Source organism: Pseudomonas sp. SWRI81 (genome assembly GCF_014268545.1).
Taxonomy (GTDB): domain Bacteria; phylum Pseudomonadota; class Gammaproteobacteria; order Pseudomonadales; family Pseudomonadaceae; genus Aquipseudomonas; species Aquipseudomonas hamedanensis.
Window position 1 is genome coordinate 25,985 of sequence record NZ_JABWQS010000005.1, and the last position, 15,228, is coordinate 41,212.

Annotated in this window: 12 protein-coding genes; 4 read left to right on the forward strand and 8 right to left on the reverse strand. The window is 60.3% G+C overall.

The features are described from left to right. Positions 1–204: 204 nt before the first annotated feature. Both HU765_RS04825 and glnK read right to left on the reverse strand, forming a co-directional pair. A complete protein-coding gene (locus HU765_RS04825) occupies positions 205–1,542 on the reverse strand; it encodes an ammonium transporter (protein WP_186549692.1) in 1,338 nt (445 codons plus the stop codon). A gap of 37 nt (positions 1,543–1,579) precedes the next feature. After that, entirely contained in the window at positions 1,580–1,918 is a 339-nt protein-coding gene (gene glnK / locus HU765_RS04830; RefSeq protein ID WP_002555808.1) for a P-II family nitrogen regulator, read from the reverse strand. 393 nt (positions 1,919–2,311) lie between these two features. On the opposite strand from glnK, the gene HU765_RS04835 reads away from it, so the two are divergent. Beyond that, positions 2,312–2,572 (forward strand): accessory factor UbiK family protein, encoded by a 261-nt coding sequence (locus tag HU765_RS04835; protein WP_186549694.1) that lies wholly within the window; start codon positions 2,312–2,314, stop codon positions 2,570–2,572. A 113-nt stretch (positions 2,573–2,685) separates the two neighbouring features. Here the strand turns inward: HU765_RS04835 and HU765_RS04840 are convergent, their stop codons facing one another. Together HU765_RS04840 and HU765_RS04845 are read right to left on the reverse strand one after the other, a co-directional pair. Further along, a complete protein-coding gene (locus tag HU765_RS04840; protein WP_186549696.1) occupies positions 2,686–2,991 on the reverse strand; it encodes a HigA family addiction module antitoxin in 306 nt (101 codons plus the stop codon). A 7-nt stretch (positions 2,992–2,998) separates the two neighbouring features. Beyond that, positions 2,999–3,277 (reverse strand): type II toxin-antitoxin system RelE/ParE family toxin, encoded by a 279-nt coding sequence (locus HU765_RS04845; RefSeq protein ID WP_186619238.1) that lies wholly within the window; start codon positions 3,275–3,277, stop codon positions 2,999–3,001. Between the two features lie 323 nt (positions 3,278–3,600). On the opposite strand from HU765_RS04845, the gene HU765_RS04850 reads away from it, so the two are divergent. Continuing rightward, entirely contained in the window at positions 3,601–5,094 is a 1,494-nt protein-coding gene (locus HU765_RS04850) for a YifB family Mg chelatase-like AAA ATPase (protein WP_186619239.1), read from the forward strand. Here HU765_RS04850 and HU765_RS04855 read toward each other — a convergent pair. The 3 genes from HU765_RS04855 to HU765_RS04865 form a co-directional block, all read right to left on the reverse strand. Then, positions 5,091–6,305 carry an aldose 1-epimerase family protein gene (locus tag HU765_RS04855; RefSeq protein ID WP_186619240.1) on the reverse strand — a complete coding sequence of 405 codons (1,215 nt, stop codon included), beginning with the start codon at positions 6,303–6,305 and terminating at the stop codon, positions 5,091–5,093. The genes HU765_RS04850 and HU765_RS04855 overlap by 4 nt on opposite strands. Positions 6,306–6,500: 195 nt before the next feature. Beyond that, positions 6,501–8,477, reverse strand: coding sequence for a methyl-accepting chemotaxis protein (locus tag HU765_RS04860; RefSeq protein WP_186619241.1), 1,977 nt, complete (start codon positions 8,475–8,477; stop codon positions 6,501–6,503). Between the two features lie 184 nt (positions 8,478–8,661). Continuing rightward, the gene (locus HU765_RS04865; RefSeq protein ID WP_186619242.1) at positions 8,662–9,582 is read right to left on the reverse strand and encodes a LysR substrate-binding domain-containing protein; all 921 of its coding nucleotides are present in this window, start codon (positions 9,580–9,582) and stop codon (positions 8,662–8,664) included. 158 nt (positions 9,583–9,740) lie between these two features. On the opposite strand from HU765_RS04865, the gene HU765_RS04870 reads away from it, so the two are divergent. Then, entirely contained in the window at positions 9,741–11,135 is a 1,395-nt protein-coding gene (locus tag HU765_RS04870) for a NorM family multidrug efflux MATE transporter (protein ID WP_186619335.1), read from the forward strand. Positions 11,136–11,244: 109 nt separating this feature from the next. On the opposite strand, the gene HU765_RS04875 is transcribed toward HU765_RS04870, so the two are convergent. Beyond that, the gene (locus tag HU765_RS04875; RefSeq protein WP_186549706.1) at positions 11,245–12,918 is read right to left on the reverse strand and encodes a bifunctional diguanylate cyclase/phosphodiesterase; all 1,674 of its coding nucleotides are present in this window, start codon (positions 12,916–12,918) and stop codon (positions 11,245–11,247) included. A 263-nt stretch (positions 12,919–13,181) separates the two neighbouring features. Between HU765_RS04875 and rep the strand changes: the two genes are divergently transcribed. Further along, positions 13,182–15,191, forward strand: a complete 2,010-nt coding sequence (gene rep, locus HU765_RS04880; RefSeq protein WP_186619243.1) for a DNA helicase Rep — start codon at positions 13,182–13,184, stop codon at positions 15,189–15,191. Positions 15,192–15,228: the final 37 nt, after the last annotated feature.

The following is a 15,228-nucleotide window of genomic DNA, read 5'->3' on the forward strand; positions in this document are numbered from 1 at the left end:
CTCGTTCGGGGCGCATTCTAGCGCGCTCTGAAAAAAAACAAAGGCCCTAATATTCCTGCAACGGTGTAAGCCATTGCCCGCAGAAAAACCCCCGTTGTAAAGACGACAAAAGCCGTAAGAAAAATCCTTTCAGCCGCCCTCTGACTGACAAATCGCAGGCAAAAAAATGCCCGGCAAGCCGGGCAATTTTTTTCCTGCGCGAGCTTACAGGTTGTAGCCGCGCTCGTTGTGTTGTGCCAGATCGAGGCCGACCGACTCTTCTTCTTCGGTTACGCGCAGACCCATGACAGCGTCCAGCACCTTGAGGATGACGAAGGTGACGATCGCGGTGTAGATCACCGTGAAGCCAACGCCTTTGATCTGAATCCAGACCTGCGCGCCGATGTCAGTCACGGTGCCGAAGCCGCCCAGCGCCGGTGCAGCAAACACACCGGTGAGGATCGCGCCGAGGATACCGCCAATGCCGTGCACGCCGAAGGCATCCAGGGAATCGTCATAACCGAGTTTGCGCTTCAGGGTAGTGGCGCAGAAGAAGCACACCACGCCTGCAGCCAGACCAATCACCAGTGCGCCCATCGGGCCCACGGTACCGGCGGCCGGTGTAATCGCGACCAGACCGGCAACCACACCGGAGGCAATGCCCAGTGCGCTTGGTTTGCCGTGGGTGACCCACTCGGCGAACATCCAGCCCAGTGCCGCAGCGGCAGTTGCAATTTGAGTCACCAGCATCGCCATGCCCGCAGTGCCGTTAGCGGCTGCAGCGGAACCGGCGTTGAAACCAAACCAGCCCACCCACAGCATGGCCGCGCCCATCAGGGTGTAACCGAGATTGTGCGGCGCCATTGGCGTGGTCGGGAACCCCTTGCGCTTGCCCAACACCAGGCACGCGACCAGACCGGCGATACCGGCGTTGATGTGCACCACGGTGCCGCCCGCAAAGTCGAGCACGCCCCAGTCCCACATCAGGCCGCCGTTACCGGACCAGACCATGTGCGCAATCGGCGCATAAACCAGGGTGAACCAGATGGCCATGAAGATCAGCATCGCGGAGAATTTCATCCGCTCGGCGAACGCACCGACGATCAGCGCCGGGGTGATGATCGCGAAGGTCATCTGGAAGGTAATGAACACCGCCTCAGGGAACAGCGCCGCCGGGCCGGTAATGCTCGAAGGCGTGACACCGGCGAGGAACGCCTTGCCCATGCCACCGAAGAACGAGTTGAAGTTGACGACGCCCTGCTCCATGCCGGTGGTGTCGAACGCAATGCTGTAGCCATAAATGACCCAGAGGATGCTGATCAGACCGGTAATGGCGAAGCACTGCATCATCACGGAAAGAATGTTTTTCGAGCGAACCATACCGCCGTAAAACAGCGCCAGGCCCGGAATGGTCATGAACAGCACGAGGGCTGTCGAGGTCAGCATCCAGGCCGTGTCGCCGGAATTGAGGACTGGCGCGGCCACTTCGTCTGCCGCCATGGCAAGGCCGGGCATTACGATGGACAACAGGGCGCCTAGCCCTGCGAATTTACGCAGAGTCATATTGTTTTCTCCTGGGGCGTTGGGTTTGTGGCGGCGCTTAGATCGCGTCGGTATCGGTTTCGCCGGTACGGATACGAATCGCCTGTTCCAGATTGACCACGAAGATCTTGCCGTCACCGATCTTGCCGGTGTTGGCAGCCTTGGTTATCGCCTCGATAACCCGATCCAGATCCTTGTCGTCGATGGCCACGTCGATTTTCACCTTGGGCAGAAAATCGACCACATATTCCGCGCCGCGATACAGCTCGGTGTGACCCTTCTGCCGGCCGAAGCCTTTGACTTCAGTAACGGTAATGCCCTGCACGCCGATTTCGGACAGCGACTCGCGCACGTCGTCCAGCTTGAACGGCTTGATGATGGCAGTGACTAGCTTCATGAAACTCTCTCCCGATTTGGTGGACTTGCCCCAGGAAAACAAACCCGTCTCAAGTCTAAGCGCAGTGCCTGGCTTTGTAACGCATCGTTGACGCCAGCTAACCGCATCAGACGAAACTCCCCGCTTCGTCTGCCGCACTGCATTCGTCACAGCGACTGCATCAGTGCATGGGTCGAAGGTGACTAAGCAGAAACCTTGCCATCTCGACAAAATCCTCTTATTTCAATCCCTTGGCGGCTGTCGCGCGCAATGCCGTGCCGAAGGCTCCGCAGTTACGCACAACAACGGTGCGCGGGTGCCCGTGCGCTTGCGCGAAAAGCGTGCATCTGGCTGCGGGATTGACTATAGACACTGCGTGATACACTGCCGGCCATTGTTTTCAGGACATTCACCATGCTCGCACCCAAAGACTTCCTCGACGCCCTGAGCGGCACCGCCTCCCGCCTCTTCAGCGGCGACACCCCGCTGCCGAAAGCCGAAATGGAAAGCCAGTTCAAAATGCTGCTGCAAAGCGCCTTCAGCAAACTCGATCTGGTCAGCCGGGAAGAGTTTGATAGTCAGATGGTGGTGCTGGCGCGCACGCGTGCACGGCTTGAGAGTCTTGAAGCCAAAGTGGCGGAGATGGAAGCGAAGCTGAATCCGCCGGCTGAATAACGGCCCAGTTCCCGGATATTGAGTTTGGTTAGTAAAAAAGGCGTCGAATAGACGCCCTCAAAGTGCTTCCCCCGGGCCGGTCTTCAGCCTCGGTGTACTGCCCGGATACGGAATCATGCGCAATGTGCCAGCCGCTCTACCTGATCACGGATTGCAGCTCCTCTTTCAATTTCAGCTTTTCGCAGATCGTACGTCGATTGCAGGTTCAGCCAAAATTCAGGAGTGGTGTCCAGACAGATAGAAAGTCTTAAAGCCATGTCAGCGCTGATGCCTCGGCGCTGTAGAACGATATCGTTCACCGTCGGAGTAGACACATTCAATGCTCGCGCCAACGCAGCGGCTGTCAGGTTCAGAGGCTCCAGATACTCCTCTTTGAGGATCTCGCCGGGATGGACCGGACGCATACCATTCTTGGTCATACTCACCTCAGTGATAATCGACGATTTCAACATCCTCGGGCCCATTCAGCCCCCAGACGAAGCAAATTCGCCATTGGGCGTTGATACGAATGCTGCATTGCCCCTTCCGATCGCCTCCCAAGGTCTCGAGCCGATTTCCGGGAGGAGATCGGAGATCAGCCAACGCAGCTGCTGCATCAAGCATCGTCAGCTTACGTTCCGCGACACTCAATATGGCTGACCAGAAACGGGTTTTACCGCTTCGGAACAGGTATTCGGTTTCAGAACATCTGAAGCTAACGATCATAATTTAAAGCTTAACGTTATGCATTAACCTTGAGTGTATTCGTGAAGATCATTGATGCAAACAGGTGATCCTGCGATTTCGGTGTTCTTTCAGGGCTTTCAGAAATGGACTACGCGTGGTGGCTAATCCTTACTGAACCCGTCGCTATTTCCTACACAAACTCTCCCTATTTCTGCTTGCGATGCCTTGCCGATTTCCTGGCATTTCTTGCAGCAACATCCTGAGAAGTTTTTGCGCGCCACCCGCCCCACTAAAACGACTATGCCCTACTACCCTTCAAAAACCCGCAGGAAGCGGCCCCCGATTCAGCTCAAGGAACGACCATGTCCCTCTCCATCGTCCACAGTCGCGCCCAGATAGGCGTGGAAGCCCCCGCTGTCACCGTCGAAGTCCATCTGGCCAACGGTCTGCCGTCGCTGACCATGGTCGGCCTGCCCGAGGCGGCGGTGAAGGAGAGCAAGGATCGGGTGCGCAGCGCGATTATCAATTCTGGACTGCAATTTCCGGCGCGGCGGATCACCTTGAATCTGGCGCCGGCGGATCTGCCCAAGGATGGCGGGCGCTTTGATCTGGCGATTGCCTTGGGGATTTTGTCGGCGAGTGTGCAGGTGCCGTGTCTGACGCTGGATGATGTGGAATGTCTTGGCGAACTGGCGTTGTCCGGTGCGGTGCGGCCGGTGCGTGGTGTGCTGCCGGCGGCACTGGCGGCGCGCAAGGCCGGTCGGGCGCTGGTGGTGCCGCGCGCGAACGCCGAGGAAGCGTGCTTGGCATCAGGACTGAAAGTGTATGCAGTGGATCACCTGCTGGAAGCGGTGGCGCATTTCAACGGGCATACGCCGGTGGAGCCTTACGTTTCCGATGGATTGATGCATGCTGCCAAACCCTACCCTGACCTTAATGAGGTGCAGGGGCAAACAGCCGCCAAGCGCGCATTGCTGATTGCGGCGGCGGGCGCCCATAACTTGCTGTTCAGTGGGCCACCCGGCACAGGCAAGACGTTGCTGGCCAGCCGCCTGCCCGGATTGCTGCCGCCGCTTTCCGAATGCGAAGCCCTGGAGGTCGCAGCGATTCAGTCAGTCGCTAATGGCGTACCGTTAACTCACTGGCCACAGCGCCCCTTCCGCCAGCCGCACCACTCCGCATCCGGGCCAGCGCTGGTCGGTGGCAGTTCGAAACCGCAACCCGGCGAAATCACCCTGGCGCATCATGGCGTGCTGTTTCTCGACGAATTACCCGAGTTTGATCGCAAGGTTCTGGAGGTACTGCGCGAGCCGCTGGAGTCCGGGCATATCGTGATTGCCCGGGCCAAGGATCGCGTGCGTTTTCCCGCGCGGTTCCAATTGGTGGCGGCAATGAATCCGTGTCCCTGTGGATATCTTGGCGAACCCAGCGGCAAGTGTTCGTGTACGCCGGACATGGTTCAGCGCTATCGCAATAAACTGTCGGGGCCGCTGCTGGACCGAATCGATTTGCACCTGACCGTGGCGCGAGAGGCGACCGCATTGAATCCGGCAGCGAAGCCCGGCGAGGACAGCGCCAGCGCTGCGGCGTTGGTAGCCGAAGCGCGAGAGCGCCAGCAAAAACGCCAGGGCTGCGCCAACGCCTTTCTCGATTTGCCGGGATTGAAGCGCCATTGCCGGTTATCCACAGCCGATGAAAAATGGCTGGAATCGGCCTGCGAGCGACTGATCCTGTCGCTGCGCTCGGCCCATCGTCTGCTCAAGGTCGCGCGCACACTGGCGGATCTTGAGCAGGTCGATGCGATCACCCGCGAGCACCTGGCCGAGGCACTGCAATACCGACCGGCGACACCTTAATGCTCGGTCAGATCAACCAATGGCGCTTGCCGCACTTCGGTTTCCCGCCCGGCCTGAATCTCGCTCACGCGCTTCAAGGCGTTATCTACAGCACCTTTGTCCGCCAGCAGGCTATAGCTGATCTGGAACTGTTTATGCTCCTTCGGTGCAATGGTCGGCACCAGATTCAGCGGGCGCTGATAGCGGCGGTTGTAGGAAAAACTGGTGCCCGGTTCCAGCCCCGTCACGTAGCCCTGCCCTTGTGTGTCGGTATTCTTCCACAGGGAAAACACCGGCAACTGCTGGGTATTGAAGCCAACAGAAACACCGAGGCTGCCCGCCTTGTTATGCAGAACAGTCAGGGTTTCGCCTTTGGCATCGGCATACGGCACGACGTTGTAGACCGTTTCGTCGTAGTCCTTGGTCGGCGCGCGATAAGTCTGCCAGTCAGCCAAATCGCCCTTGGCCTTGTCGTTGAACGGCGATACCTGCTTCACCGGCGCGGCAAACTTTGCACCCTGCTCGAGAAACGGCGTGCTGAAGTTGCTGTGATACAGCGCCTGGTATTCCTTCGGATAGTCGCCGTTGTTGGTCAGGGTGTCGTTGAGGGTGAAGCTTGCGCTGCCCGGCTCGGTGGCCAGTTCCGTCGCCACTTTGAAGTCGACTTTCTTGAACGCCTGCTCTTTCAGCTCGCCACGCAAGGTAATGGCATATGGCGGTTTTTCATCGATGTGCAAAGTGACAGTGCTGGCCGGAATGTTGGCGGCGCGACCGTGCAGTGTCAGCAGTTCACCGTTGTCCATGCCGGGATGGCCTACCCATTCGTAACCGCAACGGGTGACCAGTTCGTTGAAGCCTTCGAGCCAGCCCAGGCCACCGCGTCCGTTGAGTTCGATGAAGGCCGGATTGACCACCTCTTGCACCGGCGAGTCCCAGCCCATGCGCACATTGCCCACCGAGGCTTGCAGCACATTCATGCCCCGGGTCGGCACCACGGACAATTTCATCGCGCCGTTATCGATGTCGACAACACTGACACCTTCCTGACGACCGCCGTGCAGGGTGCGCAAGGTCACGGAAAACGGTTTGGTGGTTTTCACACCAAGCTGTTCACTGGTGATCGTCCAGTTTTTCGCGGGCGTATTGGCATCGAGCAAGACGTAGTCCCAGGCCATGGCATGGGAAGCAGCGGAGAATGCGCCGAGGGCGACAAAGAGTTTGAGCGGGGTCATGGCAGCAGCCTTTATTGGAGTTGTGCCATTTTTATAGCGCTGCGGAAACGTTTCAGCAAGTCCAAAGAAGCGGTGGGAGAAAAGCATTCGCGAGCAGGCTCGCTCCCACAGGGACATCGGGCCTTCACAACATTTGTGAATCACACCGAGAACTGTGGGAGCGAGCCTGCTCGCGATAGCTATTTCAAAGACGCATCAACGGAAGCGATCAACCTCGGAACGCAGATCCGCCGCCAGCTTCTCCAGCTCTTTAGCCGTCACCGCCAGGTTCGACACAACCTCACGCTGCTCACTGTTGGCCAGCGCAATGCTCTGCAAGTTGCTGCTCAACAACGTCGCAGTGCTGCTTTGTTCCTGAGTGGCGGTGGTGATCGCAGCAAATTGCTGGCCTGCCGAACGGCTCTGCTCGTCGATCCGCGCCAGCGCCGAGGCGACATTGGCGTTGCGCGACAGACCTTCTTGCATCAGCACGTTGCCCTGCTCCATGGTGCTGATCGCGTTGCCGGTTTCCTGCTGGATGCTGTGGATCATGCTGGAAATCTCGTCGGTCGCCTGACGGGTGCGCGAGGCCAGACTGCGCACTTCGTCAGCCACCACGGCAAAGCCGCGACCTTGTTCACCGGCGCGCGCCGCTTCGATCGCCGCGTTCAGGGCCAACAAGTTGGTCTGTTCGGCAATCGAGGTAATCACTCCGACAATGCCACCGATTTCCTGCGAGCGCTGCCCCAGCGTATTGATCACGCTGGCGGTGCTGTTCAGCGCGCCGGCGATTTGTTCCAGCGAGGACGACGCTTCTTCCATCGAGCTGCGCCCGATCTGCGTCTGTTGTGCGTTTTCCTGAGCCAGACGCTGGGTTGCGCCCATGTTGTCGGCGATGTTCAGCGAAGTCGCGCTGAACTCTTCCACCGCGCCGGCCATGCTGGTGATTTCGCCCGACTGTTGCTCCATGCCCTCATACGCACCGCCGGACAAACCGGACAGCGCCTGCGCACGGCTGTTGACCTCTTCCGAAGCGCGGCGGATGTGCTCGACCATGGTCGACAGCGCCTGGCTCATCTGGTTGAAGGCGCGGGACAGCTGACCGATCTCATCGTGGCTCGATACGTTCAAGCGCACGCTCAGATCACCAGCGCCCAAGGCCTCGGCCTGACGCACCAGATCACCCAGCGGAGCGAGTTTGCTGCGCAGCAACCAGACCACGGAGCCAACGGCCAGCAACATCGCCAGCAGGCTGCCGATAGCCAGTTGCGTACCGACGCTCCAGGTCACCGCGCGGATTTCGGCTTTCGGCATGCTCGCCACTACCGACCACGGTCCGCCCTCGAACGGCACCGCGACGCTGTAGAAGTCTTCGCCTTTATCGTTCCAGAACTCACCCTTGCCCGGGGTTTTCACCAGACCGTTGATGGCCGGGACGGCCTGGTCCAGCGACTCGACGCCGGCAATCGGCACCAGCCATTTGTTCTGCTCGTCAAGCAAGGCCAGCGAGCCGGTCTTGCCGATGCGGAAGCGCTTGAGATTGGCAAACTGGGCGTTTTGCGCATCGGTGTAATCGAAGCCGACGTACAGCACGGCGATGATCTTGCCGCCCGCATCGCGAACCGGGGTGTACTGCGACATGTAATAGCGTTCGAACAACAGGGAACGCCCGACAAAGCTCTGGCCCGCCATCAGCTTCGCGTAAGCCGGGTTGGCGTGGTCGAGCACGGTGCCGATGGCGCGGGTGCCGTCCTGCTTGGTGACGTTGGTGCTGACACGAATGAATTCTTCGCCGCTGCGCACGAACACCGTGGCCACGCCGGCCGTCATCTGCTTGAACTCGTCAACTTCCTTGAAGTTGTTGTTCAGCACTTCGTTGCCCAGACGCAGTCCCGGCGTCTGTACGCCGGCCACGGTGACTGGCTCTTCCGGGTGGACACTCAGGCCGCTACCGAAGCGTTTCTCGAACAAGCCGCTCAGGCGCAGGGTGCTTTCGCGCAGCGTGCCGTGGAACGTGCTCAGCTGGTCGGCCAGCAGCCGCGCCTCGCTGGCCAGATGTTCTTCACGGGTGGCGAGGTTGGCCGAATCCAGCGAACGCAGAGCGAACACCGTACTGCCACTGATGACAATCGCCAGTATTACAGCTAGCGCGAGGCCCAGCTGCGAGGCGATCCGAGCGCGAGGTTGAGACATGGACAGCTCCTGGCCGAGCTGCGGGATCCTCCTTGATCTCGACTCGGATTATTTTCTAATAGTGGGGGTGAACCGTAAAAACCGGCACGACGGTTCCACTTGCTCATAGTCGGCGGTAAATCCGAATACTTGAGCGCCTGACAGGGGTATGGCACAAGGCCGGCATTGTGCCGGCTCGAACGTTTCAGCTCAAGCGTGTCACCGCCGGCAGTTCCATGGCGCGGACCTCGCTTTGCAGGAAGTCGCTGAGACGGCGCAAACGTTCACCTCCCGGTCGGGTTTTTGGCCACACCAGGTAGTAATTCAATCCGCTGGCGACGGCGGTTGGCCACGGCAGGCTGAGACGTCCCTGGGCGACATCTTCGGCCACCATCAACAGATCGCCCATCGATACACCGTAACCGCGCGCCGCCGCGATCATCCCCAGCTCGAGGGTATCGAACACCTGTCCGCCCTTGAGCGACACCTGATCGGCCAGCCCCATGTGCTCAAGCCAGCTGCGCCAGTCACGGCGGTCCGGGGTCGGGTGCAGCAACTCGGTGGATGCCAGCCGCGCGACGTCCCACGGTTGGTCATTGAGCGGGTTCGGCGCGCCAACCGGGATCAGTTCTTCGGCAAACAACAGGCTGGCCTCCCAGTCCGGCGGGAAATGCCCGTCACTGAGCAGCACCGCACAATCGAACGGCTCATCGTTGAAGTCCACCGAATCCACGTCCATCCACGCGCTGGTCAGTTGCACTTCGTTGCCTGGCTGCAAATGCCGAAAACGGCTGAGCCGTGCCAGCAGCCAGCGCATGGTCAGGGTCGATGGTGCTTTCATGCGCAGAATGTCGTCTTCGGCACGCAAGGTATTGCAGGCCCGCTCCAGGGCTGTGAAGCCCTCGCGGATGCCAGGCAATAGCAGACGAGCCGCCTCGGTCAATTGCAGATGACGGCCGCTGCGATGGAACAGCCGACAAGCAAAATGCTCTTCGAGCGTACGAATGTGCCGGCTCACCGCGCTCTGGGTGATCGAAAGCTCTTCGGCCGCGCGGGTGAACGAGCTGTGCCGGGCGGCCGCTTCGAATGCGCGCAGGGCATACAACGGAGGAAATCGACGAGACATGCACAAGCTCCTGGGGCGGGATGCAGCCAACTTAGCAGAAAGTGCTCAGGATGAGTTTTAATCATGCCACCCATCCTTTTTATCCCTTTGTGCAAATCCCTCCACGCGCCGAGAATCGACGGTCTCCTGTTCCCTCTGCAAATTGAGTGGTGATGACTATGCAACATCCTGTGCGTACCGAACTCTGGGCTATCCTGCGGCTGGCAGGGCCGCTGATCGCTTCACAGTTGGCGCACATGCTGATGGTGCTGACCGACACGCTGATGATGGCCAGGCTCAGCCCCGAGGCGCTGGCCGGTGGCGGCCTCGGCGCTGCGACCTACTCGTTTGTGTCGATTTTCTGCATCGGCGTCATTGCAGCGGTCGGCACGCTGGTGGCGATTCGTCAGGGTGCCGGCGATATTCTTGGCGCAGCACGCCTGACTCAGGCCGGATTGTGGCTCGCCTGGCTGATGGCGCTAGGCGCAGGGCTGTTGCTGTGGAATCTGAAACCGGTGCTGTTGCTGTTCGGCCAGACCGAAACCAACGTCAACGCAGCCGGGCAATTCCTAATCGCCCTGCCCTTCGCCCTGCCCGGCTACCTGAGCTTCATGGCCCTGCGTGGTTTTACCAGCGCGATTGGCCGGGCCACGCCGGTCATGGTCATCAGCCTCGCTGGCACCGTGGCCAACTTTCTGCTCAATTACGCGTTGATCACCGGCCTGTTCGGCCTGCCGCAGCTCGGCTTGATGGGCATCGGTCTGGTCACGGCGATTGTCGCCAACTGTATGGCGCTGGCGCTGGCCTGGCACATTCGCCGGCATCCGGCGTATGACGCCTATCCATTGCGCGCCGGCCTGTCGCGGCCCAACCGGCAGTACCTGAAAGAACTCTGGCGGCTGGGCCTGCCCATCGGCGGCACCTACGCGGTGGAAGTCGGGCTGTTCGCCTTTGCGGCGCTGTGCATGGGCACCATGGGCAGCACACAAATGGGTGCGCATCAGATCGCTCTGCAGATCGTTTCGGTGGCATTCATGGTGCCGGCCGGGATGTCTTATGCCATCACCATGCGCGTCGGCCAGCACTATGGCGCCGGTCAACTGATCGATGCGCGCATGTCCGGCCGTGTTGGCATCGCCTTCGGCGCGGTGGTGATGCTCGGCTTTGCCTTGGTGTTCTGGCTGTGGCCGAATCAGTTGGTTGGCCTGTTCCTTGACCATAACGACCCGGCGTTTGCCGAGGTGATCCGCCTGGCGGTGAGCCTCCTGGCAGTGGCGGCATGGTTCGAATTGTTCGACGGCACGCAGACGATTGCCATGGGTTGTATTCGTGGTCTGAAAGATGCCAAGACCACCTTTCTGGTCGGGCTCGGTTGCTACTGGCTGATCGGCGCGCCCGCGGCGTGGTGGATGGCCTTCCACCTCGATTGGGGGCCGACGGGCGTCTGGTGGGGACTGGCGCTGGGCCTGGCCTGTGCGGCGGTGAGCCTGACGCTGGCGTTTGAATGGAAGATGAAGCGAATGATTCGGCGCGAGCCGCAGGCTCAAGGTTTCAACATCCCCCAGGCCGAATGAGCTCCCCCTGTAGGAGTGAGCCTGCTCGCGATAGCGGTGTATCAGTTAATGCAAATGTTGACCGTTGGAAAGCTATCGCGAGCAGGCTCACTCCTACAGGGGGTGGTGTTCAGCCGACGATCTCCAGAGCCGGCTGCTGGCTCGATCCCGACGTCAGGTATTCCACCAACTCCGCCAACGGCAACGGCCGGCTGATCAGGTATCCCTGCACCTGATCGCAGTCATAGCCGCGCAGCAGATCCAGTTGCTCCGGCGTCTCTACGCCTTCGGCCACCACTTCCAGTTGCAGGTTGTGCGCAAGGTTGATCATCGCGTGTACCAGCTTGCGGTTCTCTTCGCGCTGTTCCATGCCACCGACAAAACTCTTGTCGATCTTCAGCAAGGTGATCGGCAGGCTGTTGAGGTGCACGAACGAAGAAAACCCGGTGCCGAAATCGTCCAGCGAGAACCGCACGCCAAGGCGGCCGAGGGCGTCCATGGTCTGTTTGACCAGGTCGCTGCGGCGCATCACGGCGGTTTCGGTGAGTTCGAATTCCAGCCACTGCGCCTCGACACCGCGCTCGGCAATCAGTCGGCTGAGCGTCGGCAGCAACTGACTGTCCTGAAACTGCCGGAACGACAGGTTGATCGCCATGTGCAGCGCGGGCAGGCCGCGTTCGCGCAGATCCTGCATATCGCGCAGCGCCCGGGAAATCACCCAATACCCCAGCGGCACGATCAAACCGCTCTGTTCGGCCAACGGCACGAATTCGCTGGGTGGCAGCAAACCGCGTTCGCCATGGCGCCAGCGCACCAAGGCTTCGAGGCCGACGATCTGACCGTCGGCAAGATTCAGGCGTGGCTGGTAGTGCAGTTCCAACTCATCACGGCGCAAGGCCCGGCGCAGCTCGCTTTCCAGATCGGCCATGCTTCGCGCGTTGCGGTTGATGCGTTCGTTGAAGATATGAAAGGTGCAGCCCTGCGTGCTCTTGGCCTGCTGCATGGCGATGTGCGCGTGCCACATCAGCGGATCGGCACCGCCCTGCGCACGGGCATGGGCGATGCCGAGGCTGGAGCCGATCAGCAGGCTTTCGCCATCGACCCAATACGGTTCGGACAAGGCTTCGGTGATACGCTCGGCCATCCATTCGGCCCGCTGCGGCGCGCGGCGGGTGTCAATTAGCAGGGCAAACTCGTCGCTGCCCAGGCGCGCCAGTTGATCACCGGCCTCCAGCTGGCTTTTCAGCCGGGCGACGACTTGCAGAATCAGCCGGTCGCCCGCCTGATGGCCGAGGGCATCGTTGGCGTGACGGAAGTTATCCAGGTCGAGATGCCCGAGGGCCAGACCGCGTCCGTCGCCTTCCGCGAGACGGGCGGCCAGCAAGGTCTGGAAGCCCTGGCGGTTGGCGATGCCGGTGAGCGGGTCCTGTTCGGCAAGACGCTGCAAGGTGTTTTCCAGCACGCCGCGCTCGCGCACATGGCGCAGGCAACGGCGCAGCATGCCGGCATCGAGCGCGTCGAACGCCAGCCAGTCACTGACCCCGTCCGGCGCCGTGGCCGGTTCGTGATCCAGCAGCAACACCGTCGGCAAGCTGCAACGGCCCGGTGCCGGTTGCAACGCCGGGATGGTCAATAACACCGCATGGCGATTGTCTTCGAACAGACTGCTGACCGACTCCCAGCTCGGCGCGCTGATCAGCACCGCCGCACTCCCCAACGGAGCCAGACACTCGCGCAATAACGCTGTCCACGCTGGCTCTTCGGCCAGTAGCAGCAAACGCAAGGGTTCGACAGGCGTAGACAAGCTGACTCCCTAGACTCTGCAATGATGTGGGCGGCGGGCATTATGCCGTTGCGCTGGGCAATGACCAATGACAACGGTTATCACAACGTTATTTTGTGTCACGAACGAGAACATTAGCCGCAAAATCCTTGCGCATCCTGCGTGAAAGTAACAAAACCGGCAAATCTGAATCGCGTGGTACGTCACAAGTCGGACAGAGCAGCACAATTCGCTGAGCCTGTTAAAATGCCGGCCCATTTCGTCAACGACTCCCGAATCTTCGTATGTCCCGACTCAATCCCCGGCAGCAAGAAGCCGTGAACTATGTCGGCGGCCCTCTATTGGTGCTCGCCGGTGCTGGCTCCGGCAAGACCAGCGTGATCACGCGCAAAATCGCGCACCTGATCCAGAATTGCGGCATCCGCGCCCAGTACATCGTCGCCATGACCTTTACCAACAAGGCCGCGCGCGAGATGAAAGAACGGGTCGGCAGCCTGCTGCGTGCCGGCGAAGGGCGCGGCCTGACCGTCTGCACGTTCCACAACCTGGGCCTGAACATCATCCGCAAGGAACACGCGCGGCTGGGCTATAAACCCGGTTTCTCGATCTTCGACGAGACCGACGTCAAAGCCCTGATGACCGACATCATGCAGAAGGAATACGCAGGCGACGACGGCGTCGACGAGATCAAGAACATGATCGGCGCCTGGAAAAACGACCTGATCCTGCCGCCCCAGGCCCTGGAAAACGCGCGCAATCCCAAGGAACAGACCGCCGCCATCGTCTACACCCACTATCAGCGTACGCTCAAGGCGTTCAACGCGGTGGACTTCGACGACCTGATCCTGCTGCCGGTAAAACTCTTCGAGGAACACGCCGACATCCTCGAAAAGTGGCAGAACAAGGTGCGCTACCTGCTGGTCGACGAATACCAGGACACCAACGCCAGCCAGTACCTGCTGGTGAAAATGCTCATCGGCAAGCGCAACCAGTTCACCGTGGTCGGCGACGATGACCAGTCGATTTACGCCTGGCGCGGCGCGCGGCCGGAAAACCTGATGTTGCTCAAGGACGACTATCCGTCCTTGAAAGTGGTGATGCTCGAGCAGAATTACCGCTCCACCAGCCGCATCCTGCGCTGCGCCAACGTGCTGATCTCGAACAACCCGCACGAATTCGAAAAACAGCTATGGAGTGAAATGGGCCACGGCGACGAGATCCGCGTGATCCGCTGCCGCAACGAGGACGCCGAAGCCGAGCGCGTGGCGATGGAAATTCTCAGCCTGCACTTGCGCACCGACCGTCCGTACAGCGATTTTGCGATCCTCTACCGCGGCAACTACCAGGCCAAGCTGATCGAATTGAAGCTGCAACACCACCAGGTGCCGTATCGCCTGAGCGGGGGCAACAGCTTCTTCGGCCGTCAGGAAGTAAAGGACCTGATGGCCTACTTCCGCCTGATCGTGAATCCGGATGACGACAACGCTTTCCTGCGCGTGATCAACGTGCCGCGCCGCGAGATCGGTTCGACCACCTTGGAAAAACTCGGCAACTACGCCACCGAACGCAAGATCTCGATGTACGCCGCCACCGACGAAATCGGCCTCAGTGAACATCTCGACAGCCGCTTCACCGATCGCCTGTCGCGCTTCAAGCGCTTCATGGACAAGGTCCGCGAACAGTGCGCCGGCGAGGATCCGATCTCGGCCCTGCGCAGCATGGTCATGGACATCGACTACGAGAACTGGCTGCGCACCAACAGCTCCAGTGACAAGGCGGCGGACTATCGGATGGGCAACGTCTGGTTCCTGATCGAGGCGTTGAAAAACACCCTCGAAAAGGACGAAGAAGGCGAAATGACCATCGAGGACGCCATCGGCAAACTGGTCCTGCGCGACATGCTCGAGCGCCAGCAGGAAGAAGAGGACGGTGCCGAAGGCGTGCAGATGATGACCTTGCACGCCTCCAAGGGTCTGGAATTCCCCTACGTGTTCATCATGGGCATGGAAGAGGAAATCCTCCCGCACCGATCCAGCATCGAAGCCGACACCATCGAAGAAGAACGCCGTCTGGCCTACGTGGGCATTACCCGCGCGCGCCAGACTTTGGCGTTCACCTTCGCCGCCAAGCGCAAGCAGTACGGCGAAATCATCGACTGCGCGCCGAGCCGCTTCCTCGATGAGCTGCCGCCGGACGATCTGGCCTGGGAAGGCAACGACGACACCCCGACCGAAGTCAAAGCCGTGCGTGGCAACAACGCATTGGCCGATATACGCGCGATGTTAAAGCGCTAGAATTGACCACTTTTTTTCAAAGCCTGGCGCGCACCAC